Source organism: Leifsonia williamsii, from assembly GCF_030433685.1.
Lineage (GTDB): Bacteria > Actinomycetota > Actinomycetes > Actinomycetales > Microbacteriaceae > Leifsonia > Leifsonia williamsii.
Map to the genome: position 1 here is coordinate 64,789 of NZ_JAROCF010000001.1, position 23,805 is coordinate 88,593.

The following is a 23,805-nucleotide window of genomic DNA, read 5'->3' on the forward strand; positions in this document are numbered from 1 at the left end:
AGGATTCGGCACTTCAGCCCGGGCACCCCCGGACGCTATGGTGATGCCGATCGGGGGTCGATCCCGCGGTCCGGCAGCCGGTCACCGAGTCAGCGGGGGAAGCCATGATGCGACGAAGCACTCGCCTCCGGGCGGCCGTCGGCGCGCTCGCGGTGGTCACGGCGGCTGCGGCGGCCGTTCTGGTCGGCGCGGGCGGCGCCCAGGCCGCTCCGGGCGACCCGTTCCCGGTCAACCCCGCCAACGTGTTCATCGCGCAGGGCTCGCCCACGGGTCTGTACACGGCGGTGCAGGGCGACGGCGCCATCCAGTTCCAGCCCGAGGGGCCGACATCGGCGATCGGATACAACGCCATCGGCTACCGCCAGGCGGACGGCTTCATCTACGGCATGGAGGATGTCGGGACCACCCTCGTGCGGATCGGTCAGGACGGCGTGGTGACGACCGTCGGCACCGTCGCGGGCCTCCCCAACACCGCCGCCGCCTGGAACGCCGGCACGTTCGGCGAGGGGCCGTACGCCGACACCCTGTTCGTCCGGGTCGCCGGACTCGGTGCGGCGGCGAACATCTACGCGATCGATGTGACGACCCTCACCGCGACGACGATCCCCCTGTCGCCGACGCCGGCGAACACGCCCGACCTGGTCTTCCTGGCCGGGGCGATTTGGGCCTTCCCGAACGGGCAGACGGCCTACCGGATCGACCCGGCGAGCGGCGCTGTGGAGGAGTTCGCCACCGGGCTCGCCCTCACGGGGTCGTTCGGCGCTCAGTGGGTCTACGGCAACGGCGACATCGGCCTGTCGGACAACAACACGGGTGTCATCTCCCGGATCCGGATCGACGACGCGGCGGGCACGATCCCCACGTTCACGCTGGTCAGCCAGCAGCCGGGCACCGCCAACGCCAACAGCGACGGCACCTCCTCCCCCGGCTCCCCGATCGACCTCGGCATCGTGAAGACGGGTACCGCCACCGCCGCCGCCGGCGGGCCGGTCGCCTACACGCTCACGGTGACGAACAACAGCAGCACGGAGTCCACCGGCTCGCTGGTCAGAGACGAGGTCCCCGCCGAGCTCACCGGCGTCACCACCGGAACCACCGGGTGCGATGTGACCGGCAACGCGGTCGAGTGCTTCCACGGGCCGCTCGCGCCGGGCGCCTCCTTCATCGTGACGGTGGAGGCCACCCTCGCCGCGTCCGCGACGGCGTGCTTCACCAACACCGCGACCGTGCTCGGCAACGAGGCGGACCCCGCACCGGCCAACGACGAGGCGTCGGCGCAGACGTGCCCGCTCCTCCCCGCCCTCGCCATCGACAAGACCTCCGCCGCGGTGAGCGGCGCCGGGGCGGGCGACATCGTGACGTACACGGTCGTCGCGACGAACGTCGGCGATGCCCCGTACCCGGCGACCGCCCCCGCGGTCGTTCTCGACGACCTCTCCGGCGTCCTCGACGACGGCCAGTTCTCCGGCGACCCGACCGCGTCGGCGCCGGGGACGCTGGGGTTCAGCGCGCCGATCCTCTCCTGGAGCGGTCCGCTCGCCATCGGCGCGTCCGTCGTGCTGCGCTACCAGGTCCAGGCCTCCGACGCCGGGGACGGCGTGCTCGCGAACGTGGCGTGGTCGCCGCTCGACCCGGCCGCCGCAACCGCCCCCGCGTGCGACCCGAGGGACTCGAACGGTCGTGACGTCGTCACCGGCGAGCCGTGCGCGCGCACGAGCCTCGCGCTGGCGACGACGCCACCACCACCGCCGCCGGGAGGGACGCCGGGCGGAACCCCCGGTGGCGGCGCGTCAGGAACGGCCGCCGGCGGAGGCGGTGTGACGACCGAGCTCGCGGACAGCGGCAGCACGGCACCGCCGTGGGGCCTCGCCCTGATCCCCCTGGTCGGCGGCGCGGCCGCACTGCTGCTGCCGGCGCGGAGGCCGACGTGGGCGACCGAGCGACGCGGCCGAGCATGACCGGGACCAGGACGGAGCCGGCCGGGAGCGGGTTCGTGCGCTTCCTGAAGCGCAAGTGGCTCGCGATCGTGCTGGTGGTGCTGGCGGTGATCGTGGCGATCCAGAACCTGGTGGGCGGCGATCAGGCGACCGTGTTCCTGCTGTGGAGCGAGTTGGTGATGCCGACCTGGGCGCTCGTCGTGATCGTGTTCCTGGTCGGAGGCATCGTCGGGTGGGTGTTCGCCCGCAACCGCGCGGCCCGGCGGGAACGGCGGCGGTGAACGGTCGCCGCGCCGCTTGACGGGAGGCGCCCGGCGGGGTTCTTTGGAACCATGATTGCTCTCATCGTGATCCTGCTCGTCATCTGGGCCATCCTGGCGATCCTCGGATTCGCCATCAAAGGCCTGCTCTGGCTCGCCATCCTCGGCATCGTCTTCTTCGTGATCACGCTGATCGTCGGCTGGCTGCGACGCGGGGCCAGCCGGAGCTAGCCTCCCGCCCGCCGAACAACACGCGAAGCGGGCGCGCCCGGCCGATGCCGTGGCGCGCCCGCTTTCCGCGTCCGCGGAGGGGTCTGCGCAGTGCGCTCAGGGCTGCTCCCGGTCGAGTGCGCCTCCCTCCGGCTCCTGGCCCGCCGCCGTCTCCTGCTTCTCCACCGGGGTGTCGGAGGGCGCAGGCGCGCCCCACGGCTCCACCCCCGCCGGCGGCTGGGTGGTGTCGGGCTCGTCCGGCAGCGAGCCGTCGGGGACCGGGTCGCCGGAGGAACGCTTCGGCTGCTGCTCGTCGTCGCTGGGAGTCAGTTCGTCTGTCATGTCCGCCATGCCACGCCTCCCCCTCCCCCGCGCGCTAGGGGTTGACACCGGTCCGCGCGCGTCATGCGGCGCGATCCATTGGACTTCGCGGCCGGTCAGCGGTACCTCTGGAGCATGGCCTCCTACGTTCCCGACCCCACCCGCTACGACGACATGCAGTACCGGCGCACCGGCCGCAGCGGCCTCGACCTGCCGGCGCTGTCGCTCGGTCTCTGGCACAACTTCGGCGACGACCGCCCGCTCGAGACGCAGCGCGCGATCATCCGCCGCGCCTTCGACCTCGGCATCACCCACTTCGACCTCGCCAACAACTACGGGCCCCCCTACGGCTCGGCGGAGCGCAACTTCGGTCGCCTGCTCGCCGAGGACCTGAAGCCCTATCGCGACGAGCTCGTCATCTCGTCGAAGGCGGGCTGGGACATGTGGCCCGGCCCGTACGGGCAGGGCGGCGGCGGCCGCAAGTACGTGCTCGCGTCGCTCGACCAGTCGCTGCAGCGGCTCGGCCTCGACTACGTCGACATCTTCTACTCGCACCGGCCCGACCCCTCCACCCCGCTGGAGGAGACGATGCAGGCGCTCGACACCGCCGTGCGCAGCGGCAAGGCGCTGTACGTCGGCATCTCCTCCTACGGGCCGGAGGAGACGCGCCGCGCCGCCGAGATCCTGCGCGACCTCGGCACGCCGCTGCTCATCCACCAGCCGTCGTACTCGATGATCAACCGCTGGATCGAGACGGAGGGGCTGCTCGACACGGTCGACGAGCTCGGCGTCGGCGTCATCGGCTTCACCCCGCTCGCGCAGGGCATGCTGACCGACAAGTACCTGAACGGCGTCCCGGAGGGGTCGCGCGCCAGCCGCGGCGACTCCTTCGACGCGTCGTGGCTGACGGACGACGCGCTCCGGAGGCTGCACGCGCTCAACGAGATCGCCGCCGCCCGCGGCCAGTCGCTCGCGCAACTCGCGCTCGCGTGGGCGCTGCGCGACCGCCGGGTCACGTCGCTCGTGATCGGCGCGAGCAGCGTCTCGCAGCTGGAGCAGAACGTCGCGGCCCTCGGCAACCTCGACTTCACCGACGAGGAGCTGGCGGCGATCGACGAGCACGCCGTCGACGCGGGCGTCGACCTCTGGGCGGGCGCGCGCCGCGGCGAGGTCTGAGCCGCACCCTCCCTTCGCCCCCTTCATCCAGTTGGCACGACATGCCGTGCGGCCGCCGGGCTGCACGGCATGTCGTGACGAATGGATCGAGGTGGGGGTGGGGATGACGGCGGGGTGAAGCCGGGAGGGCGTGGCCGCGTCAGCGGGTGAGCTCGATCAGGACCGTGCGGTGCGTGGAGACGCGGACCCCGGTCTCCTGGAAGCCGAGGTCCTCCAGGTCGTCCATCCCGTAGGTGTGCTGCTCGCCGTCGATGACCAGCTCCAGCAGCCACACCCGGCGCACACCGTCGAAGCGGCCGTGCTGCGCCGCCCGCGGCACCGAGTACGCCCGGTCGGCCCAGCCGATGTTGCGGTCGTACGGGACCTGCAGGGTGACGTCGCGCACCTCCGCGAAACCGTCCGGATAGGTACGCATCGCCAGTCGCGGGCGCTGCGACGGGCGCGCTCGCTCGTCGAAGACCACGGCGTCGCCGGGCCGGGCGTGCGCGGCCACGGCGGCGCTGACCTCCGCCCAGTCGCTGTCGTTCTTCGCATAGGGGCCGCGCTGCAACACGTAGACGGGCGCGCAGGCGGCCACCACGACGAGGGTGATCGACGCGGTGGCCACCATGGCGCGGCGGGCGGAGGTGCGACCGAGCCGCCGCCCGATCACGAGGACGCCCTCCGCCATCGCCAGCGCGGCGAAGGGCGCGGCGAACGTGGAGTAGCGGGCCGCGTACAGCGGGAAGACCAGGTCGGCGAGCACCAGCCCGCCGGTCGGGAGCAGCAGCACGCACAGCGCGACGGTGGTCGCCGAGATGGGTGGAGGCGCGCTCACCGCCGCTGCGCCGGCCCGGCGCCGCAGCCGCCAGGCCCGCCACACGGGCACCGCCGCGGCGACGATGAGCGCCCACGCGAGCACCGCGAACCACGGCGTCCAGAACCAGGGCGCCCAGAGCAGGGTCGAGTAGTCGAGCGTCTGCGCGCCGAGATAGCGGATCTGCCGCCGCTCCAGGAAGGCGACCACGATCAGCGGGGCCAGTGCGAGCACGGCGGCCGCCGTCGAGATCGCCCACGCCCGCAGGGCCGGGCGGGAGGCGCGCGAGAGGAGCACGATCGCCGCGTGGGCGAGAGCGATCGAGACGAAGTACAGGAACAGGTATGACCCGGCCGCCAGCCCGACGCCGTAGAGCACCCAGCCCAGGCGCCTCCGGGACGGGGAGGCGTCGCGGCCCGCGCCGTCGAGCAGCCAGAGCAGCAGCAGGGTCAGCCACACAGCGACGGCGGCGGTGAGGGCGTAGGAGCGCGCCTCCTCCCCCGCATAGGTCAGCCGCGGCAGCACGGTCGCGACGACGCCCGCGACGATCGCGGCGCTCGGCCCGCCGCGCCGGCCGGCGAGCAGGGTGACTCCCGCGACCGCGGCGCCGACGGCGATGGCGCTCGGCAGCCGCAGTGCGAACGCGCTCTCACCCGCGATGCGGATCCAGCCGTGCATGCCGAGGTAGTAGACGCCGTGCACCGCGTCCACGTGCGTGACCATGCGGGCGAGGCTGTCCAGCGGCCGCTTGGCCGAGAGGAGCGTGGCCGCCTCGTCGCCCCAGAGCGACGGGATCCAGCTGCCCGCGGCGCACACGACCGCCGCGACGAGCCCGAAGGCGAGGGCGATGGTCCAGGGGCGTACCGCCGCCAGCGGCTCGGCGCGGGTGCGCCGGGCCTGCCCGGTCAGAACGGTCATGGTCTCAGCCTCGGACTCGTCGGTGAACGGAAGGGAACGCTCAGCAGCCAACCAGGCGAAGCCGGACGACCCCTGGGCGCGTGGTGCGGGTCTTCGAAGAGAGGGGCCCCCACCACCCCGATTCACGGTACGCCGGGGCCCGGTGCAGTGGCACCGGCGGGTTCCGACCGGTGTGCGGGGCACGGCCTGGGGTGCGGGCCGTGGCTGGGTTCGGGCCGCCGGCGCTGCCCGTTCCCGTCGGCCGGGATAACCGGGCCCCGGGCACGACGAGGCACCGCCTGCCCGGGACCCGCCCCACGCACGCCGGGAAGGAGGCGACGCGAGAGCCGCGTCGGCGACCGCATCCGGCGCACGACAGGAACGGTAGGCCGGCCCGCGGCGGAGGAGCAGGGGATGACAGGCGTTTCGGCCGGTGGTATCCGCCCGCCGCGCCTCAGCCCTCGTCGACCGGCCGGATCAGCTCCGGCCCGTCGTCGGAGGTCTTGAACGGCGCGACCTGGTCGAACCGCAGCGTCTCCGCCTCGGCCACGCCGGCCCGCACCGCCTCGTCGACGAGCGCCTGGTCGCCGACGATGGACGGGTCGAGCCAGTGCAGCCAGAGGTCCGGCGGCAGGATGACGGGGTTGCGGTCGTGGATGTCGGCGAGCGTCTGCACGGCGTCGCTGGTGAGGATGGTCGCGGTGAGCGTCCAGCGCTCGGGGTCGTCGTCGGCCTTCGACTTGTCGCGCCACCACGAGTACAGCCCGGCGAAGCCCATCAGCTCGCCCTCGGGGTAGCGGATGAAGTAGGGCGTCTTGCTGCCCTTCGGCCCCTGCCACTCGTAGTACCCGCGGGCGAGCACGATGGCGCGGTGCGACTTGACCGGCTCGCGCCAGGTCGCCTTGTCGACGATGCCCTCGGCGCGCGCGTTGAAGGTCGGGAACTTGGGCTTGAGCGTCTCGGACCACGACGGCACCAGCGACCAGTGCGCCCGCTCGAAGCGCAGCTCGCGGTTCTTGGGCGAGTCGATGAGCACCGGGATGTCGTCGGTGGGCGCGATGTTGTAGTCGGCCTCCCAGTCGGCGCGCCACTCGTCGGGCCTGCGCCCGGTGGCCTCCACGAACTCGGTGATCTCGTCGTTGACCTTGTCGTCCATCGCGAACCTGCCGCACATGCCCGCCAGCGTAGTCGCGACCACCGACGAAGGACCCGTCGTCACATTCGTCGCGAATGCAGGTTCTGGGCGCGGCAAAGCACACATTCGTCACGAATGCAGGTTCTGGGCGCGGCAAAGCACACATTCGGCACGAATGTCGGGCGGAGGTGGAGGCGGGGTGGAGGCGGGGCGGAGTCGGCTCAGCGCACCACCGACGGCGACCACGCGTGCCGCAGGTACAGCGTCGGGCCCGCCGAGCCGTCGGCCGGCACGGAGTAGATGTCGCTGTCGCCCGGGGCGGTGGTCGAGGCCAGACCGTATAGCAGCGTGCCGTCGTCGAGCCAGAGGGCCTGGTCGTCCACACTCTGCTCGATCGGGAGCCGCGTCTCCACCCCGCTGGCGAAGTCGAGCACCGCGAGGGTCCAGTGCGGGCTCGCGGCGTCGGGGGTGAGGTTCTTCTTGTAGGCCACGCGGGAGCCGTCGGGCGAGAGGGAGGGGCACTCGGCGCCGTCCTTGATCGCGACCAGCGTGCGGCCGCGGAGGTTGCCGCGCACCAGGTAGGTGTGGTGGGCCGTCGCGCCGGTGGCGTAGAACGTGTTTCCGTCGTCGGCGAAGGTGACGCCCCAGAAGTTGCGGTCGGGCGCGGTGACCTTCTGCCCGTCGACGAGGAACGTGAAGTCCTCGAGCGAGCCGTAGTCCGCCCCGTTGACCCGGGAGATCGTGGTCTGGGTCGAGAAGGCGACGGTCCCGTACGCCTCGCCGGTGACGAACGAGGTCTGCGCGATGAGCTTCGAGTCGGCGGAGATGCGGGTGCGGCTGGGCACGCCCGGCAGCGGCCAGGACTTCAGCTCCTTCCCGTCGGCGGCGTACAGGGTCTCGGTGAAGGTCGTGACGACGCCGCGGTCGGTGTGGAGGCACGTCTCCACCTCCCTGGTCGCGTAGACGCGGTCGCAGGCCGGGCCGCTGACCGTCCGCTCGCCGGACGGGTCGTCGAGCGGCACGGAGGCGACGAGCCCGTACCCTTTCCCACTCGCCGTGTTGCGGAACACCAGTCGCGGGCCGGCCGGCAGCGCCGACGGCGAGGCGGTGGTCGCGGCGACCTCGCTGGGAGCGCCGGCCCGCGCCTGGTAGTCGGCGAACGCCACCGCTCCGTAGGCGATCGCGCCGCCGAGCAGCAGCACCGTGATCGCCGCCAGCGACCACCGGCGGACGCGGGGGCTCATGCGGTGATTCTCGGGGAGGTGCGGAATCCGCGCAAGAGCACGGCCACGAGCGGGATCACCACGGCGAGCGCCACCGCGGCCACGATCATCGCCGGGGTGCGGCCGAGCGCGAACCAGAGCACGCCGAAGCCGGTGGAGGCGACGAGCCGGCTCAGCGCCACGACCGTCTGCGCCGCCGCGATGCCGCTCGCCCGGCTGCCCTCCGGCGTGCTCTCGGCCGCGAGGGCGGCGAGGATGCCGTCGGTCGCGGCGTAGAAGGCGCCGAGCAGCAGCAGGCAGAGCACCGTCAGCGGGAGGCCGGCGACCGGCAGGGCGGCCGCGACGTACGTGCCGAGCAGTGCGAGGTGGCCGATGACGAACATGCGGGCGCGGCCGATCCGGTCGGACAGCCTCCCGAACGGCACCGCCAGCGCCAGGAACGCGATGTTGGTGCCGACGTAGAGCAGCGGGAACCAGGCGGCGGCGAACGCGCTGCGGCTCTGCAGCACCAGGTAGACGAAGCCGTCGCCGATGGTGAGGAGGCCGAGCAGGCCCGCCACCAGCAGCACGCGGCGCAACCGGGGGTTGGAGAGGTCGCGCCAGGCGAAGCGGGGGCGGGCCGTGCCCGACGTGCTGCGCTCGGCGCGCGGGCGCTTGTCGGGGATGACGAGGCCCAGCACGGCGACGCCGACGAGGGCGCACGCGAGCGACACGACGAAGACGGTGTGGTACCCGTCGGGGATCAGGAACAGGATCAGGAAGGCCAGCAGCGGGCCGATGGCAGCGCCGACCGTGTCGAGCATGCGGTGCACGCCGAAGGAGCGGCCGAGGTCTTCGGGCCGCGACGACGCGGTGATCAGCGCGTCGCGCGGCGCGGTGCGGATGCCCTTGCCGATCCGGTCGGCGGTCACGATGCCGACGATGGCGCCGAGGCCAGAGGCGAACAGCAGGAAGACGCGGGCCGCGGCCGAGAGGCCATAGCCGGCGAACGCCACCCACTTGGGCCGGTCGCCGCGGTCGGAGGCGTAGCCTCCCGCGATCCGGACGATCGCGCTGACGCCCTGGTACAGGCCGTCGACGAAGCCGAAGGCGATGGTGGAGAGGCCGAGGGCCCCGGTGAGGTAGAGCGGCAGGATGGCCGCGACGGACTCGGACGAGATGTCGGTGAGCATGCTCACGACGCCCAGGCCGACGACGGTGGCGGAGACGCGCGTGGCGCGCACCCCGTCCCGCTCGGCTCGCAGGGCCTGGTCGTCCGTGTCCTTCTCACGCCGGTCGGAGAGCGAGATGTACACGAGGGTCAGCCTTTCGCGGTGAAGGTCCCGAAGATGACGTACGTCGAGCCGTCCTCGGTGGGGGCGGCGGTCACCGTGACGGAGCTGCCGTCGCGGTCGAAGCGGAGGGCCGTCGCGCCGCCCTGCGCGGGTGCGGGGGTGTCGTACATCCCGTACTTCGCGAGCGCCGTGCGGTAGAAGGCGAGGATGTCGGTGACGCCGGAGGGGGTGGTCGCGGTCATGGTCACCTGGAGGCGGCTGCCCTGCGAGGCGACGGAGCTCGTCTTCACGCGGGCGCCCGGGGTGATGGGCAGCACCTTCTCGGGGTAGCCGGACACCAGGCCGCCGGTCGCGCTCGCGGTCCGCGGCAGCGGCGCGGAGACGGGAACGGGCAGCGGGTCGCTCGGCGGGAGGGCGGGCGACGTCTTCTCGACCGGCGGCAGCACCTCGGTGCTGTACCGCTTGCCCGCGGACGGCGTATCGGGACCGGCCCCGGCGCCCGAGCCGGGGCCGGCCGTGCTGGACGGCGCCGGGCCCGAGGTCGAGGGGGCCGAGGTCGAGGGAGCCGTCGGGGCGGGCGTCGCGGCGTGCGGACGCGCCGTCGGCGAGGCCGACCCGCTGCGCGAGGCGTCGGTGGCGGCGGGAGTCGGGAGCTGGGTGAGCGTGAAGGCGCCCGCCGCGATCACCGCCGCGGCGGCCAGCCCGGCGACGATGAGGGTGCGCTGCTTCATGGCCGTGCCACGTCTGCATCGATGGCGGCCGGGCTCAGCACGCCGTCGGCCTCGACGTAGCGACGCCCGCTCTCCGGGCACACCCAGGAGCCGGGAGCCTCCTCCCGCAGCGGGACGCCGGCCTCCCCCACCCAGCCGATGCGGCGGGCGGGGACGCCCACGACCAGCGCGTAGTCGGGGACGTCGGCGCGCACCACCGAGCCGGCGGCCACGAGCGCCCAGCGCCCGATGGTCACGGGGGCGATGCACACCGCCCTGGCGCCGATGGAGGCGCCGGTGCGCACGGTGACGCCGACCGCGTGCCAGTCGTCGGCCGACTTGAGCGAGCCGTCCGGGTTGACCGCGCGCGGGAACACGTCGTTGGTGAAGACGGCGGCCGGCCCGACGAAGACGCCGTCCTCGAGCACGGCCGGCTCGTAGACCAGCGCGTAGTTCTGCAGCTTGCAGTTGTCGCCGACGACGACGCCCGGTCCGACGTACGAGCCGCGGCCGAGGATGCAGTCCGAGCCGACCACGGCCTCCTCGCGGATCTGGGCCAGGTGCCAGACACGGGTCCTGGCGCCGACGGCGGCGCGCGGGTCGACGTCGGCGGTGGTCGCGACGACCGGCGGGTCGTCGATGGTGATGGTGTTCATGGCGTCGCCCCCAGGTCGTCGCTCGATGATGGTGGTGCGGCGCGCTCAGTACGCGCCGGTCGGATGGAGGAGCACCCGGGCGGTGCGCCAGAGGATCACCAGGTCGCCGGTGAGCGACCAGTTCTCCACGTAGTACAGGTCGAGCCGCACGCTCTCGTCCCACGAGAGGTCGGAGCGTCCGTTGACCTGCCACATCCCCGTGAGACCCGGCTTGATGTACAAGCGGCGGTGGACGTGGCTCTCGTACCCGTCGACCTCGCGCCGCAGCGGCGGGCGGGGACCGACGAGGCTCATGTCGCCGACGAGCACGTTCCACAGCTGCGGGAGCTCGTCGAGCGAGTACTTGCGGATGAAGCGGCCGACGCGGGTGACACGCGGGTCGTCCTTCATCTTGAACAGCAGGCCTGCGCCCTCGTTCTGCGCGCGCAGGGCGGCGAGCCGCTCCTCCGCGTCGATCGCCATGGACCGGAACTTGAGCATCGTGAAGGTGGAGCCGTTGCGGCCGACGCGCTCCTGCCGGAAGATCGCGGGCCCGGCGCTGTCGAGCCGCACCGCGAGACCGATGATCAGCAGGAACGGCAGCAGGAGGAGGATCGCGGTGCCCGAGACGACGACGTCGAGCAGGCGCTTCAGCACGTGCTTGCCGCCCTCGAACTGCGGGATCTCGACGTGGATGAGCGGCAGACCCTCGACCGGGCGGAAGTGGATGCGCGGACCGGCCACGTCGGTCAGGCGCGACGCGAGCACCAGTTCGGTCGCGGTCCCTTCCAGGGCCCAGCCGAGGTCGCGGATGAAGCGGCTGCCGCCGCGGGGCTGGCCGGCGACGATAACGGTGTCGGCGCGCAGCCTCCCCGCCGCCTCCGTCACGTCGGCGAGGCCGCCGACCACCGGCACGCTCTCGCCCTTCACGCGGATGGCGTCGAGTCCGGGGTCGTCGACGGCGGCGCCCACGACCTGGTAGGCGGCGCCGGACTTGTCGCGGATCTGGCCGGCCACGTACTCCACGTCGTCCGCGGCGCCGATGACGATCGCGCGGGAGAGGTAGTGGTCATAGCGGCGCTGCCCGATCAGCCAGCGGCGCCACATCCACCGGCTGCCGACGAGGGCGACGGCGCCGATGGGCAGCGCGAGCACGAAGTAGCCGCGGGCGATGTCGACCTTGGCCACCAGGAAGACGATGGCGAGCACGCCGAAGGTGAGGGCGCTGGCGCTCGCGACCCGGCGGTACTCGGTGACGCCGAGACCCATGATGCGCGGGTCGCGGGTGTGCGCGGCCGAGAGCGCGACCGTCCAGCAGACGGCGATGGCGACGGAGATCGCGAGGTACTGCAGCGGGAAGCCGGAGAGGTTCGTGGCGATGTCGTCGGGGCCGAACCGGATCAGGAAGGCCGTGCCGATGGCGCCGACGATGATCAGGGTGTCGGTGATCCGCAGCCGGGTGAGGTAGGCGTGCGCCCAGCTGCGCCCGTTGGCGGAGCGCGGGCCGGTGGCCGCCGCCGCCTCGGTGAGGCGGTCGAGCGACCAGCGGCTCGGGGCGGACAGGTCGCCGGCGAGCTGGCGGGGGCGGATGACGGTCATGGCTGGTTCCCCTTCCCCGGAACGGCCAGGACGGCGACCGAGTGGACAGAACCGGCGGCGGCTGGGGGAAAGCCGCGGTCTCGAACGGCCTTGCCGCCGCCGGCTCCGCTGGGGAGGGAGGCGCGACGGCGTGCGGTGCCGGCGCCGTGCGGCGCACGCGGCTCATGACGACGGTCCATCACGCATCCCCTGCTTGTTCGGGTCCACAGGTGCAATCGGGTTGTGCGACAACCGAGACCACAAGGAGCTCAGTCGTATCGGGTGTATAAAACTGACTGTTCCTCAGCTATCGCAGAACTGAGAATACATCGACTTTTGTGGTCCGTCGCTATCCCCCTTTCCGGGGGCCAAGCCTCCGGAAAGGCCCGCCGCTCAGACCGGGATGGCCTCGGCGACCAGGTGCTTGGCGATCTCCAGGGCGCTCGTCGCGGCCGGCGACGGCGCGTTGAGCACGTGCAGCTGGTGCGGGGCGTGCTGGATGACGAAGTCGTCGGCGAGGGCGCCGTCGGGCCGCACCGCCTGCGCGCGCACGCCGGAGCCGGCCCGGACGATGTCGGCCGACTCGATCGCGGGCACCAGCCGGGCCAGGCTCCGCGCGAAGGCGTTCCTGCTCAGCGAGCGCGCGACCTCCCTGGCCCCGGTGCCGAGGTTGCGGGAGGCCATGCGCAGGAAGCCGGGATAGGTCAGCGCCTCCGCCGCGTCGCGCAGCCGCACGTCGCGCCAGCGGTAGCCCTCACGGGCGAGCGCCAGCACGGCGTTGGGCCCTGCATGCACCGACCCGTCGATCATGCGGGTGAGGTGCACGCCGAGGAACGGCAGTTCGGGGTCGGGCACCGGGTAGATCAGCCCGCGCACGAGGTCGCGGCGCTCGGGCCGCAGCTCGTAGTACTCGCCGCGGAACGGCACGATGCGCACCTCCGGCTCGACCCCGGCCAGCCGGGCGATGCGGTCGGCGTGGAGCCCGGCGCAGTTCACGAGTCCGTCCGCGCGGGCCGCGCCCCGGGTGTGCTCGACCACGACGCCGTCGGGGGTGGAGCGGATCGCCGTCACCTCCGCGCCCGTGAGCAGCTCGGCCCCGGCCTCCTGCGCCAGCTCGGCGAGCACGCGGCACACGGCCGGGTAGTCGATGATGCCGGTGGACTCGACGCGGAGCGCCCGCAGCGCGTACACCTCCGGCTCGTAGTCGGAGGCCTCGTCGGCGTCGATCAGCCGGCAGGGCACGCCGTTCGCGACCGCGCGGCGGTGCAGCTCGTCGAGGCCGGCGAGCTCGCGGTCCTCGACGGCGACGATCAGCTTGCCCGGAACGGCATGCGGGATGCCGTGCTCGCGCGCGAAGGCGAGCATGGAGGCGTTCCCGGCCGCGCACATCCGCGCCTTCAGCGAACCCGGCTTGTAGTACGGGCCCGCGTGCACGACCCCGCTGTTGTGGCCGGTCTGGTGGCCGGCCCAGCGGGACTCCTTCTCGAGCAGGGTCACGGCGACGCCGGCCCTGGCGGCTCTGGCGGCCACGGCGAGGCCGAGGATGCCGCCGCCGACGATGACGATGCTGCGCGACATGGGGGTCCTCCCGGGTGGTGGTGGATGGTGCGCTGGCGCCGATGCTAGCCGTGTTTACGCAAAAATGAGCATGCCTCACCCCCACATTGGGGTGACCGAGGAATCCTCAGTAATGCTAGCGTCGTCGGCGTAGGTGAGAAATCTTCACCTGCTCGCCAAGGTCTCGTGGCGACGCCCTCGCCCGGGCCCATGAGCGCGATACCCGACCCGAAGGGAGTGCGCTGTGAGCCATTCATCCGTCCTGCCCGGAAGCACGCCCGGCCGTGCCCCGATGCCCGGCCGCGCCAGCCTGCCCGGCCCCGCCCGCGTCACCCTCGCCGGCACCGCCGTCGACCTGATGGACGCCGCGGAGGCGCTGCGCATCATCGAGGGGCATTGGCACCTCGACGACGCCACCCCGCTCGCCGTCTGCTCGGTCAACCTCGACCACATCCATCACTTCGGCACAGGCGCCCGCTGGCACGGCACCGGCAGTCATCACGCCGCCCCCGGCTCCCGCCCGATCGAGTGGCTCAACCTGGTCGACGGCGCCCCGATCGCCGCTCGTCTGGAGCGCGCCACCGGCACCGCGTGGCCGCGGCTCGCCGGCAGCGACCTCATCGGCCCGATCCTCGAGCGGGCGCAGGCGAGCGGCCTGCGCGTCGGCTTCTTCGGCGGCAACGAGGCCACCCACGAGCTGCTCCGCGAGCGCCTCGGCCTCGAGCGCCCTGCGCTGCGCATCTCCGGCTGCTGGGCGCCCTCCGCCGCCGAGCTCGCCGACCCCGCGCGCTCGCGCGAGTTGGCCGCCGAGATCCGCGCCGCCCGCACCGATGTGCTCGTGGTCTGCCTCGGCAAGCCGCGCCAGGAGGTGTGGATCGCCGAGTACGGCGAGCTCACCGGCGCGAAGACGCTGCTGGCCTTCGGCGCGGTCGTCGACTTCCTGGCCGGGCGCGTCGAGCGCGCGCCGCGCTGGGTCGCGGAGCACGGCCTCGAGTGGGCCTGGCGGCTGACCCTGGAGCCCAAGCGGCTCGCCCGCCGCTACCTCGTGCAGGGGCCGGGCGCACTGCTCGCCGTGCGGCGGTCACGTGTGGCGCGGATCCCGCTCGCGGCCCCGGCGACACCGGCCGTGCCGCGGGTGCGGACGGGCGGCGCTGCCGGAGCCTTCACCGCCTCCACCAGTTCCTCCTCCGCCTCCGCCTCCACCACCTCCGAGGCCCGCTTCGCCGGCATCGACGAGCGCCCGGAGGTCACCGCGATCACCGTCACGTACAACAGCGCCCCCCACCTCGATGCGTTCGTCTCCAGCCTGCGCCGCGAGGCGGCCGGAACCCGCCTGCGCCTGGTCGTCGCCGACAACGGCTCGACCGACGCGACCCGCGACCTCCTCGGCGCCCACCCCGACGTCACGGTCGTGCCGACCGGCGCCAACCTCGGCTATGCGGGCGGGCTCAACGCCGCGCTCGCGGCCGTCGGGCGCACGGAGGCCGTGCTGGTGCTGAACCCCGACCTCACGGTCGAGCCGGGTGCGGTGCGCGCCATGCTCGACCGGATGCGCCGCAGCGGCGCCGGCATCGTCGTCCCGGCGATCCGCGAGAGCGACGGAACCCTCACGAAGTCCCTCCGCCGCGAGCCCACGGTGCGCCGCGCCCTGGGCGACGCCCTCTTCGGCGAGCGCGTCATCCGCCGCGGCGGCGCGCTCTCGGAGATCGACTGGGACGACACCAGCTACCGCTACCCGCACCGCGTCGACTGGGCGACCGGCGCCGCGCTGCTCGTGCGCGGCGACCTCGCGCAGCGGCTCGGCCCGTGGGACGAGCGCTTCTTCCTCTACTCGGAGGAGACGGAGTACTTCCGTCGCGCCCGCGACACCGGCGAGACCGTGTGGTTCGCCCCCGAGGCGACGGTCGTGCACGCGCAGGGCGGCTCCGGCGTGCGCCCCGAGTTCACCGCGCTGATGGCGGTCAACCGCGTGCGCTACGCGGAGGCGACGGGAGGCCGGGCCTCCGTGCTCGGGACCCGTGCGGTCGCCGTGCTGCACGCCGGGCTCCGCGCCTACCAGCCCGCGCACCGGGCGGCGCTGCGGACGCTGCTGGACCGCGGATCGTGGCGGCGGCTGCCGCACGCGCAGCGGCCGGCGACGGCGGCTCCGGCCTCCACGCCCGGACCCGTCACGACCAGCCGCGGCAGCGTGCTGATCCCGCAGTCGACGCGGCCGACGGAAACGCCCGCCAGCGCGGTGCCCACCCCGGCCGCGGCGCCCACCCCGGTCAGCTGGCCCCGCGTCTCCGCCGAGCACGTCATCCGCCCCCGGCAGCACCGGGAGGCCGGACGATGAGCGAGCGGTTCGACCAGGTCGTGCTGACGCGCTTCAACCTCCCCTCGGAGGGGTACGAGAGTCTGGTCCGCGCCCAGGAGGGCTGGCTGCGCTCCCGGGTCGGCCTCTTCGAGCGGTACTGCCTGCCGTCGATGCGGGCGCAGACCGCCCGCGCGACCTGGATCGTGTACTTCGACCCGGAGAGCCCGCAGTGGCTGCTGGAGTGGATCGCACGCGTGAACGACGGCGACTTCCTGCCGCGCTTCCGGGCGACGATCTCGCCGGCCGAACTGGTGGCCGACATCCGCGCCGCGGTGCTCACCACCTCCGGCGCCCTCCGCGGCGGGCTCATCACCACGAACCTCGACAACGACGACGCGCTCGCCTCCGACTTCCTCGCCCGCACGGCCGCCGCGGCCCGCCCCGGCGAGCGCACCGCGATCTACCTCGCCGACGGCATCATCGCCGACCGCGACGGCGCCTACCGGCGCATCGACCGCCACAACGCGTTCTGCTCGGTGGCCGAGCCGTGGGAGGCGCCGGTCACCTGCTGGGCGGCGGCGCACAACCGGCTGGGCGAGACGATGCCCGTGCGCTCGCTGCGCGGGCGGCCCGCCTGGCTGCAGGTCATCCACGGCGAGAACGTCAGCAACCGCGTGCGCGGCCGGCTCGTCTCCCCCGCACGCTCGCGCGCCGCCTTCGGCGACCTGCTCGACGACCGGCCAGAGCCCGGCGCGCTGCGCATCGCCCGTGACCGCGTGCTCGGGATGCCCGCCAGGGCCGCCCGGGAGGCCGCCCGCGCCACGGCGAAGCGCACGGCGGTCGCGCTGCTCGGCCGCGACAGCCTCGACGCGGTGAAGTTCCGCGTCGCCCGCCTCACCGGCCACCGCGCCCGCTCGGACGGCGCGCGATGACCACCCGCTCCCTGCTCGCGATCGCCGGGAGGCGCTGGTACGTCATCGTCGTCGGCATCGCCCTCGCGCTGTTCGCGTTCGTGCTGCTCCAGCAGGAGGGTGCGTACACGACCCAGGCCCGCGTCGCCTTCATCGGCCCCGGCACCACCCGGGTCGGGCAGACCGACGACGGCAAGCTCGAGACGCTCACCGCCTTCGCCGCCGCCGTCGAGCGGGAGTACCACCACGGCAAGCAGAGCGACCGCACCTCCGAGAACGCCACGCTGTACGGCGCCGGCCTGAACGAGGGCGTGCAGGTGCTGCTGCCCAACACCGGCGGCCAGTGGCAGATGACGTTCGCCAACGCCGCCATCGACATCTCCGTCGTCGGCCCGACGCCGGAGTGGGTGTCGGACCGCCGCGACGCCGCCGTCGCCCGCGTGCAGGCGATCGCGACGCGGCTGCAGCAGCAGTCGGGCGTCGCTCCGGCCGAAACCATCACCACCACCGTCATCCCGGACGCGCCGCAGGTCGGCCGTATCTGGTCCACCAAGAGCATGGAGGCGCGGGCGCTGCTCGTGCTGGTGCTCATCGGCGGGAGCCTCTCGCTGGGCGCTGCGGCGCTCGTCGACGGGGCGGTCTCACGGCGCCGTCTCCGCCGGGCGCACACCGTCCGTCCGCCCGTCACGGCGGCGGCCCGACCCGCAGGGGGAACCCCATGACACTGAAGAGCCTTCTGATCAGCCTCGGCCGCAGGTGGTACGTCACGCTCGCCGGCGTGCTGATCACCGCCGGGCTGTGCGGCGCCGCGTACCTGAACACCTCGCCGACGCTGGAGCGCTCGGCGAGCGACCTCCTCGTGCCGGGCAAGACGACGATCCCCGAGGGCGGCAACCCGTACCTCTACCTCGGCGGCCTCGGCCAGGTGGCGGACGTCCTGGTGAGCTCGTTGCGGTCGGAGCAGGTGCTCGGCGGCATCACGGACGACTTCCCCGGCACGACGCTCGCGGTCGGCCGCGACGCCAGCACCTCCGGCCCCATGATCACGATGACCGTCTCCGGCAAGTCGGATGCCGCGGTCGAGGGCGCGCTGACCGCGCTGGCCGCCCAGGTGCCGAAGGCGCTCGAGCAGCTGCAGACCACGGCCGGCGTGCCCGACCAGGCCCGCATCAGCGTCCTCACGCTGACGAAGGACACCACCAGCACGGTCATCCAGAAGGGCCGCATCGAGGTCGTCGGCATGATCGCCGCCGCCGGGCTGGTGCTCACGGTGCTGCTCGCCGGACTGGTCGACGGCCTCGTGCGCGGGCGGCGTCAGCGGGTCGCGCAGCCGCAGGACGACCCGCAGGGCGGGGCCGCGCGCGAGCCGCGACGGGGTGGCAAGCCGAAGCGCAAGGCGCACGGCGCGGTGCCGGTGCCCGAGGCGGAGAGCATCAGCGACGCGAAACGTGCGGAGGTGGAGCCGGAGTCGGAGACGGCGTCAGCCCCCTCCCCCGAGCCCGCGCCCGTCGCGGCCTCGGCAGACGACGTCGATGGCTCGGATGACATCGACCGCGCCGACGAGGTCGACCGTGCCGATGACGCGGACAGCACCGCCGACATCGCCGACGAGATCGATTGGGACTCGTTCTTCGCCGAGACCGGGCACCGGCCCGTCCGCGAGAGCCGTGAGCGATGAGCCGCACGGCGGCGCCTGAGCGCGCATCGACGGACAACGGCGCGGCCTCCCGCCTCGCCGCCGCCGACCGCGCCCGCACCGCCCTCGGCCGCTTCCCGAGCCGCGGGCCGGACGCGGTCACGGTCCTCACCGTCTACCTCGTGCTGCTGCTCGTCGTGCCGTCGAGCATGTCGTTCGCGGCGCTCGGCTCGGTCGCCGGCCGCCCCGCCTCGGCGTGGGCGCTCGCGGCGACCATCTGGTGGTGCTGGTATCACCTCCAGCGCTCCCGTCCGCTGAAGGCGCCGATCCAGCCGGTCCGGCTCGCGGTGGCGGGGCTGCTCGTCGCCGCGGGCATCAGCTACGCGTGCGCGATGCTGCGCGGCCTGGTGGGGCCGGAGATCAGCGTCGCCGACAACGGGCTGCTGCGGCTGGTGTCGTGGGCGGGCATCCTCCTCGTCGCCAACGACGGCCTCGACGACCTGGAGCGGTTCCGGACGCTGCTGCGCCGCATCGCGATCGCGGGCGGGCTCATGGCCACGCTCGGCATCCTGCAGTTCATCACCGGGGAGTCGCTGATCTCGTGGATCAACATCCCGGGCATGAGCTCGGCGGTGTCGTTCGCCGGTGTGGATGTGCGCTCGGGCTTCGTGCGCGCGGCCGGCACCGCCTCCCATCCCCTCGAGTACGGCGTCGTGCTGTCGATCGCGTTCCCGATCGCCGTCTCGCTCGCGCTCGAGGACCACGGCCGGTCGCGCATCGTGCGCTGGTTCCCCGTGCTCGCGATCGGTGTCGCCTCGCTGCTGTCGGTGTCGCGGTCCGCCCTGATCGGGCTGGTGGTGGGGCTGCTGCTGCTCTTCCCGACCTGGACGCGCAGAGTCCGGATCCTGTTCGCGACCGTCGGCCTCGCAGCCGCGGCGGCGGTCGTGGCGGTGGTGCCGGGGCTCGCGGGGACCATCCGCGGGATGTTCACGGGCATCTCCGGCGACTCCAGCGCTCTGTCCCGCGTCGACAGCTACGACAGCGCGGCCGAGTACTTCTCGCGCTTCCCCATCGTCGGGAAGGGGTTCGGCACCTTCCTGCCGAGCTACCACATCCTCGACAACCAGTACCTGCTGCTGGCGATCGAGCTGGGTGCGCTCGGCATCCTCGCCTTCGCCTCGCTGATCGGGGCCGCCTTCTGGTGCGCGCACCGGGCGCGGCGCCTCTCGCCGACCCCGCTCGACCGCTCGCTCAGCCAGGCGATCTTCGCCTCGGTGGCCGCGGGAGGGACGCTGATGGCCTTCTTCGACGGCTTCTCGTTCCCGATGTCGGTCGGGATGCTGTTCCTGCTCCTCGGGATCTGCGGCGGCGCCCGGCGGGTGATGATGAGCCGGCCTGCCGTCTGAGCGGGCATCCCCCTCAGAACGCCCGGAACACCGCCGCGATGTCCTCGCCGCCGTGGCCCTCTGCGCTGGCGCGCGCATACACCGCGTCGAGGCCCGCGAGGAGGTCGGTCGCCACCCCCTCCGCGCCGGCAGCGTCCGCGGCGAGACGCACGTCTTTCAGCAGGCCGTCGAGCGCGAACGACGGCGGGAACTCGCCCGCCAGCATCGCGCCGCCTTTGATGTGCGCGTAGGCCGAGTCCGACTGGCCGCCCTCGATCGCCTGCAGGAACAGCCGCGGGTCGAGGCCGAGCGCCTTCGTCAGGGCGAGGGACTGCGCGGTGCCCGCGGTGATCGTCGCGATCCACGCGTTGGCGGCGAGCTTGAGGCGGGTGGCGGCGCCGACCGCGTCGCCCGCCACCACGGTTTTCTGTCCCATGGCATCGAGCACGGGCCGGATCCGCTCCACGGCGGCGGCGTCGCCCCCGGCCAGCATGACGAGCCTGCCCTGCTCTGCCGGGCCTTTCGTGCCGAGCATCATCGCCTCCACGAGCGTGAAGCCGCGGTCGCCGTACTCCTGCACGATGCGCGCGGTCGCCTCCACGCCGATGGTGCTGCACTGCACGAAGACGGCGCCAGGCCGCAGCGCGTCGGCGGTCTCGGCGAGCACCTGCTCCACGGCGACGCCGTCGAACAGGATCGCCAGCACGACATCCGCACCGGCTACCGCCTCGGCGGCCGACGCGGCCACGGTCGCACCCGGCGCGTCGTCCGAGGGCCGCGCGAGCGGCTCGGCGCGCTCGGGCGTGCGGTTCCACACGGTCACGCGGAAGCCGTCGCGCAGCAGCGTGCGGGCGACGGCGGCGCCCATGGTGCCGGTGCCCAGCACGGCGACGTGGAGCGGGGAGGCGGAGGTCTGGTCGGCGTCGGTCATGAGCGGTTCCCTTCGAGCGTGCTCCGTCCATTCCAGCACGGCTAGGCTCTCCCCTGTGCGCCGCCTCCGCTCGTTCACCATCGTCGCCCCCGGCATCGCCTTCGCCGAGGGGCCCGCCGCGAACTGGGTCGTCTTCACCGGCCGCGATGCCGTCGAGCTGGTCGACGCCGGCTATCCCGCCGACCGCGCGCTCGTGGAGGCCTCCATCCGCTGGGCGGGCGGCGACGTCTCGCAGCTGCGCCGCATCCTCCTCACCCACGGGCACTCGGACCACCTCGGGGCGAGCCGGGAGCTGGCGGCGCGGACCGGTGCGACCGTGGAGACCATGCCCGAGGAGCTCGGCAACGTGCGCCGCGACATCACCGAGCAGGTGACCGTGGCCGACCTGTTGCCCTCGATCGCGAAGCGCGGCACCGTCCGCTGGGCCGTCTCCGCGATCCGCGCCGGCGGGCTCGGCGAGGTGGGGGTACCCGACGCCGCCGCGCTGACCGGCGACGACGTCGAGCTGTCGACCGGCCACCGCCTGCGGGTGATCGCCACCCCCGGCCACACGAGCGGCCACACCGCGTTCTTCGAGCCGGAGGCGGGTGCGCTGATCAGCGGCGACGCCCTGGTGACCGGGCACCCGCTGCTGCGCGACTCCGGCCGCCCGCAGCCGCTCCCCGCGTTCTTCCACCACGACCGCGAGGAGGCCGCCCGCTCGGCCGCCGCCCTCGACCTGACGGGCGTGCGCCTGCTCCTCCCCGGCCACGGCCCGCTCCTGCGCCTCTGAGACACAGAGGTCCCGACACGCCGCTCGCCTCGCGGGCGGGCGGCGTGTCGGGACCCTTCTGCGATCCCGGCGACCGCGCTACAGCGCGATCTTGTAGATGTGGTACGTGTACTCGTTCGCGAACGTGTCCGTGAACGTGCCGTTCGCGCCGACCGTCAGCGACCGGTTCTCGTTGACGACCTCGACCGACTTGCCCGTCACACCGGCGGGGAGGGTGAAGGTGCGCGAGCCCGGCTTCGACGAGCCGTCGATCATCGAGAAGACGTACGCGTAGCCGTCCTTCGCCTTCAGCATGGTGTTCAGGCCCGGGCCGAACGACCACTGGTACGACTGCGTGTTGATCACGGGCGCCAGGGCGTGGATCCGGTTGTTCACCTCCTTGGCCGCGGCCACCTGGGCCGCTCCGCAGAAGTTCTTGTTCACCTGCGCCTGCCGGAACACGTTGCTGGCCTGGCAGTTGCCGCTGAAGCTCTGGTTGAAGTACACGATGCCGCGGGCCTCGTTGATCACCGAGCTCATCACCGCGCCCTCGAGCTGCCCGGGCGTGATGTACACCGGAGGCGCGCTCGGGCCGGGCCCGCCGTTGAGGTTCTCGACGAACTGCCACAGCGGCTGCAGCTTGCCGTCGGCCGCGTCCTGCTTGCGCAGCGACTGCATGGTCTTGCCGTAGCTGGAGGCGGTGCGGCAGTTGGCCTGGTCGATCGGCGTGATGTAGACGTCCCGGTACGGCTTCCAGTCGCAGTAGGGGATCGTGTACCAGTACATGTCGAGCGAGACCGCGTCGGTGAAGTTGTTCACGAACGCCTGCGAGTCCGCCGCCTTCATGTCGGTCGCCATCACCATCTGGGTGAAGTTCGCGTACTTGAACCGGCCGTCGTTCCCGAGGGAGTCGACGATCTGCTTGAGGTACGCGTGGCCCTCCGCCGGCGAGTACCGGCCGTCGACCTCATCGTCCAGGAAGTCGCCGACCCAGTTCGTGCTGTTGGCGTTGAACGAGCTGTTCAGCTTCTCGCCGATCCAGTACACGTCGTTGTCGCCGAACAGGCTGTACGGAGTGGCGGCGTCCATCCCGATGTAGGTGTTCAGGCCGAGCGACTTGTCGTACGCGACCTCGGCGTTGGAGCTGATGCCGTTGTACCAGGAGACGATCGGGAAGAACGACGGGTCGTCCCAGCCGGCCTTGTCGGTGGCCGGGAACTTCTTCCAGTACGCCGGGCCGCCCTCCCACGCGATGCGGGGCAGGTTCAGCGCAGAGGACCCGCCACCGCTTCCACCGCCCGCGGGAGGCGGCGTCGTCGGCGGGGTGGTCGGCGGCGTCGTGGTCGGGGGCTTCGTCGGCTGGGAGGTCGGGGCCGGGCTCGGCGCGGGGGTCTTGGTGGGCGTCGGCCGCGGCGCCGTGGTAGTGGTCGGCGCGGGCTTCGGCGGCGTGGTGGTGGAGCCTCCCGCCGGGGTGAACAGCACGTCGACGTAGTAGTTGCTGTTGAACCAGTTGGCGGTCGGGTAGCCGCCCGCCTTGCCGTACGCGTACACACCGCCGCCGGCCGGGACGGTCAGGTCGCCGACCTTCTTGGCGGTGGTGAAGTAGTTGATGTCGTCGGCGTAGCCGCCCTTGGGCGCGAAGTACGACGCGACATAGGTCTTGCCCGCGGTGACCGCGACCGGCGCGGTGAAGTACGCGGTCTGCCAGCCGGACGCCGACTCGCCCGCGAAGGCGACGGACGCCAGGCGCTTGCCGCTGGTGTCCCACAGCGAGCCGGTGTGCGGGCCCGCGTTCTGCGGTCCTCGGTAGTAGCGGATGCCGTTGACGGTGCCGTTCTTCGCGGCGCTGAACCGCATCCCGAGCTCCACCGGCAGGCGCTCGGAGTCGCTCACCACCTTCGGGCGCGAGCTGCCGAGCACGCTCGCCTGGGCGGGGAGCGCCCCGCCGACGATCGCTGTCGTCACACTCACCGCCGCGACCACGGCGACGCCGATGATCGCCCGCAACCGTTGCCGCTTCGCCGTGGCGTCCGGTCCGCTCCGGTGTCGTCTCCTGGCGTGCATCGTCGATGGGCGCGCAGAAACCATCCTGGTTCGCTCCTCTTCAGAGTCGGTCAATCGGGTGGTCGCGCCATCGATCGGACCAGAGAGTAGCACGAAGCGGTGAACGACACGTACCCCGGATA

General features: G+C 73.0%; 21 protein-coding genes. 10 read left to right on the forward strand and 11 right to left on the reverse strand.

The genetic code is table 11. The features are described 5' to 3' along the window. Positions 1-107 precede the first annotated feature (107 nt). Genes P5G50_RS00280 through P5G50_RS00290 form a run of 3 tightly spaced genes read left to right on the forward strand, consistent with a single transcriptional unit; the run spans position 108 to position 2,428 of the window. Complete coding sequence (locus tag P5G50_RS00280) at positions 108-1,958, forward strand: DUF11 domain-containing protein (protein WP_301209690.1); 1,851 nt, start codon at positions 108-110, stop codon at positions 1,956-1,958. Beyond that, positions 1,955-2,218: a DUF1049 domain-containing protein gene (locus tag P5G50_RS00285; protein ID WP_301209691.1), complete on the forward strand. Its 264-nt coding sequence runs from the start codon at positions 1,955-1,957 to the stop codon at positions 2,216-2,218. Before P5G50_RS00280 ends, P5G50_RS00285 begins: the two co-directional genes overlap by 4 nt. Positions 2,219-2,269: 51 nt before the next feature. Beyond that, positions 2,270-2,428 carry a hypothetical protein gene (locus P5G50_RS00290; protein WP_301209692.1) on the forward strand — a complete coding sequence of 53 codons (159 nt, stop codon included), beginning with the start codon at positions 2,270-2,272 and terminating at the stop codon, positions 2,426-2,428. A 96-nt stretch (positions 2,429-2,524) separates the two neighbouring features. Here the strand turns inward: P5G50_RS00290 and P5G50_RS00295 are convergent, their stop codons facing one another. Then, the gene (locus tag P5G50_RS00295; RefSeq protein ID WP_301209693.1) at positions 2,525-2,758 is read right to left on the reverse strand and encodes a hypothetical protein; all 234 of its coding nucleotides are present in this window, start codon (positions 2,756-2,758) and stop codon (positions 2,525-2,527) included. 105 nt (positions 2,759-2,863) lie between these two features. Here P5G50_RS00295 and mgrA point away from each other — a divergent pair, with 105 nt between their 5' ends. After that, positions 2,864-3,904, forward strand: a complete 1,041-nt coding sequence (gene mgrA / locus P5G50_RS00300; protein WP_301209694.1) for an L-glyceraldehyde 3-phosphate reductase — start codon at positions 2,864-2,866, stop codon at positions 3,902-3,904. Positions 3,905-4,043: 139 nt separating this feature from the next. Here the strand turns inward: mgrA and P5G50_RS00305 are convergent, their stop codons facing one another. From P5G50_RS00305 to lhgO, 8 genes are all read right to left on the reverse strand, one after another. Continuing rightward, a complete protein-coding gene (locus tag P5G50_RS00305) occupies positions 4,044-5,618 on the reverse strand; it encodes a glycosyltransferase family 39 protein (RefSeq protein ID WP_301209695.1) in 1,575 nt (524 codons plus the stop codon). A 433-nt stretch (positions 5,619-6,051) separates the two neighbouring features. Continuing rightward, on the reverse strand, positions 6,052-6,771 hold the full coding sequence (locus P5G50_RS00310) for an SOS response-associated peptidase (protein ID WP_301209696.1): 720 nt from the start codon (positions 6,769-6,771) through the stop codon (positions 6,052-6,054). A gap of 182 nt (positions 6,772-6,953) precedes the next feature. Next, on the reverse strand, positions 6,954-7,976 hold the full coding sequence (locus P5G50_RS00315; protein WP_301209697.1) for a TolB-like translocation protein: 1,023 nt from the start codon (positions 7,974-7,976) through the stop codon (positions 6,954-6,956). Continuing rightward, the gene (locus P5G50_RS00320) at positions 7,973-9,250 is read right to left on the reverse strand and encodes an MFS transporter (RefSeq protein WP_301209698.1); all 1,278 of its coding nucleotides are present in this window, start codon (positions 9,248-9,250) and stop codon (positions 7,973-7,975) included. The genes P5G50_RS00315 and P5G50_RS00320 overlap by 4 nt, the downstream gene beginning before the upstream one ends. A 5-nt stretch (positions 9,251-9,255) precedes the next feature. After that, complete coding sequence (locus P5G50_RS00325; protein WP_301209699.1) at positions 9,256-9,960, reverse strand: hypothetical protein; 705 nt, start codon at positions 9,958-9,960, stop codon at positions 9,256-9,258. Further along, positions 9,957-10,595, reverse strand: coding sequence for an acyltransferase (locus P5G50_RS00330; protein ID WP_301209700.1), 639 nt, complete (start codon positions 10,593-10,595; stop codon positions 9,957-9,959). Before P5G50_RS00330 ends, P5G50_RS00325 begins: the two co-directional genes overlap by 4 nt. A 45-nt stretch (positions 10,596-10,640) precedes the next feature. Further along, positions 10,641-12,173, reverse strand: a complete 1,533-nt coding sequence (locus P5G50_RS00335; protein WP_301209701.1) for a sugar transferase — start codon at positions 12,171-12,173, stop codon at positions 10,641-10,643. 372 nt (positions 12,174-12,545) lie between these two features. Continuing rightward, entirely contained in the window at positions 12,546-13,730 is a 1,185-nt protein-coding gene (gene lhgO, locus P5G50_RS00340) for an L-2-hydroxyglutarate oxidase (protein WP_301209702.1), read from the reverse strand. Positions 13,731-13,953: 223 nt separating this feature from the next. On the opposite strand from lhgO, the gene P5G50_RS00345 reads away from it, so the two are divergent. Genes P5G50_RS00345 through P5G50_RS00365 form a run of 5 tightly spaced genes read left to right on the forward strand, consistent with a single transcriptional unit; the run spans position 13,954 to position 19,958 of the window. After that, positions 13,954-16,044: a WecB/TagA/CpsF family glycosyltransferase gene (locus P5G50_RS00345; protein ID WP_301209703.1), complete on the forward strand. Its 2,091-nt coding sequence runs from the start codon at positions 13,954-13,956 to the stop codon at positions 16,042-16,044. Beyond that, positions 16,041-16,937 carry a glycosyltransferase gene (locus tag P5G50_RS00350; RefSeq protein ID WP_301209704.1) on the forward strand — a complete coding sequence of 299 codons (897 nt, stop codon included), beginning with the start codon at positions 16,041-16,043 and terminating at the stop codon, positions 16,935-16,937. Before P5G50_RS00345 ends, P5G50_RS00350 begins: the two co-directional genes overlap by 4 nt. Next, positions 16,934-17,638 (forward strand): hypothetical protein, encoded by a 705-nt coding sequence (locus P5G50_RS00355; RefSeq protein ID WP_301209705.1) that lies wholly within the window; start codon positions 16,934-16,936, stop codon positions 17,636-17,638. The genes P5G50_RS00350 and P5G50_RS00355 overlap by 4 nt, the downstream gene beginning before the upstream one ends. Then, positions 17,635-18,594, forward strand: a complete 960-nt coding sequence (locus P5G50_RS00360) for a hypothetical protein (protein WP_301209706.1) — start codon at positions 17,635-17,637, stop codon at positions 18,592-18,594. Before P5G50_RS00355 ends, P5G50_RS00360 begins: the two co-directional genes overlap by 4 nt. Continuing rightward, positions 18,591-19,958: an O-antigen ligase family protein gene (locus P5G50_RS00365; protein WP_301209707.1), complete on the forward strand. Its 1,368-nt coding sequence runs from the start codon at positions 18,591-18,593 to the stop codon at positions 19,956-19,958. Before P5G50_RS00360 ends, P5G50_RS00365 begins: the two co-directional genes overlap by 4 nt. A gap of 13 nt (positions 19,959-19,971) precedes the next feature. Here P5G50_RS00365 and P5G50_RS00370 read toward each other — a convergent pair whose 3' ends face one another. Continuing rightward, positions 19,972-20,868, reverse strand: coding sequence for an NAD(P)-dependent oxidoreductase (locus P5G50_RS00370; protein ID WP_301209708.1), 897 nt, complete (start codon positions 20,866-20,868; stop codon positions 19,972-19,974). 55 nt (positions 20,869-20,923) lie between these two features. Here P5G50_RS00370 and P5G50_RS00375 point away from each other — a divergent pair, with 55 nt between their 5' ends. Next, positions 20,924-21,640: an MBL fold metallo-hydrolase gene (locus P5G50_RS00375; RefSeq protein WP_301209709.1), complete on the forward strand. Its 717-nt coding sequence runs from the start codon at positions 20,924-20,926 to the stop codon at positions 21,638-21,640. A 78-nt stretch (positions 21,641-21,718) separates the two neighbouring features. Here P5G50_RS00375 and P5G50_RS00380 read toward each other — a convergent pair whose 3' ends face one another. Continuing rightward, positions 21,719-23,626, reverse strand: a complete 1,908-nt coding sequence (locus P5G50_RS00380) for a DUF4082 domain-containing protein (protein ID WP_301209710.1) — start codon at positions 23,624-23,626, stop codon at positions 21,719-21,721. Positions 23,627-23,805 lie beyond the last annotated feature (179 nt).

What these genes read in the sequence shown, in the direction of transcription:
- P5G50_RS00330 (WP_301209700.1), bottom strand. Translation starts at nt 10,595, where the DNA reads ATGAACACCATCACCATCGACGACCCGCCGGTCGTCGCGACCACCGCC.
- P5G50_RS00355 (WP_301209705.1), top strand. Translation starts at nt 16,934, where the DNA reads ATGACCACCCGCTCCCTGCTCGCGATCGCCGGGAGGCGCTGGTACGTC.
- P5G50_RS00350 (WP_301209704.1), top strand. Translation starts at nt 16,041, where the DNA reads ATGAGCGAGCGGTTCGACCAGGTCGTGCTGACGCGCTTCAACCTCCCC.
- lhgO (WP_301209702.1), bottom strand. Translation starts at nt 13,730, where the DNA reads ATGTCGCGCAGCATCGTCATCGTCGGCGGCGGCATCCTCGGCCTCGCC.
- P5G50_RS00325 (WP_301209699.1), bottom strand. Translation starts at nt 9,960, where the DNA reads ATGAAGCAGCGCACCCTCATCGTCGCCGGGCTGGCCGCCGCGGCGGTG.
- P5G50_RS00285 (WP_301209691.1), top strand. Translation starts at nt 1,955, where the DNA reads ATGACCGGGACCAGGACGGAGCCGGCCGGGAGCGGGTTCGTGCGCTTC.
- P5G50_RS00315 (WP_301209697.1), bottom strand. Translation starts at nt 7,976, where the DNA reads ATGAGCCCCCGCGTCCGCCGGTGGTCGCTGGCGGCGATCACGGTGCTG.
- P5G50_RS00360 (WP_301209706.1), top strand. Translation starts at nt 17,635, where the DNA reads ATGACACTGAAGAGCCTTCTGATCAGCCTCGGCCGCAGGTGGTACGTC.
- P5G50_RS00370 (WP_301209708.1), bottom strand. Translation starts at nt 20,868, where the DNA reads ATGACCGACGCCGACCAGACCTCCGCCTCCCCGCTCCACGTCGCCGTG.
- P5G50_RS00295 (WP_301209693.1), bottom strand. Translation starts at nt 2,758, where the DNA reads ATGGCGGACATGACAGACGAACTGACTCCCAGCGACGACGAGCAGCAG.
- P5G50_RS00280 (WP_301209690.1), top strand. Translation starts at nt 108, where the DNA reads ATGCGACGAAGCACTCGCCTCCGGGCGGCCGTCGGCGCGCTCGCGGTG.
- P5G50_RS00310 (WP_301209696.1), bottom strand. Translation starts at nt 6,771, where the DNA reads ATGTGCGGCAGGTTCGCGATGGACGACAAGGTCAACGACGAGATCACC.
- P5G50_RS00365 (WP_301209707.1), top strand. Translation starts at nt 18,591, where the DNA reads ATGAGCCGCACGGCGGCGCCTGAGCGCGCATCGACGGACAACGGCGCG.
- mgrA (WP_301209694.1), top strand. Translation starts at nt 2,864, where the DNA reads ATGGCCTCCTACGTTCCCGACCCCACCCGCTACGACGACATGCAGTAC.
- P5G50_RS00290 (WP_301209692.1), top strand. Translation starts at nt 2,270, where the DNA reads ATGATTGCTCTCATCGTGATCCTGCTCGTCATCTGGGCCATCCTGGCG.
- P5G50_RS00335 (WP_301209701.1), bottom strand. Translation starts at nt 12,173, where the DNA reads ATGACCGTCATCCGCCCCCGCCAGCTCGCCGGCGACCTGTCCGCCCCG.
- P5G50_RS00305 (WP_301209695.1), bottom strand. Translation starts at nt 5,618, where the DNA reads ATGACCGTTCTGACCGGGCAGGCCCGGCGCACCCGCGCCGAGCCGCTG.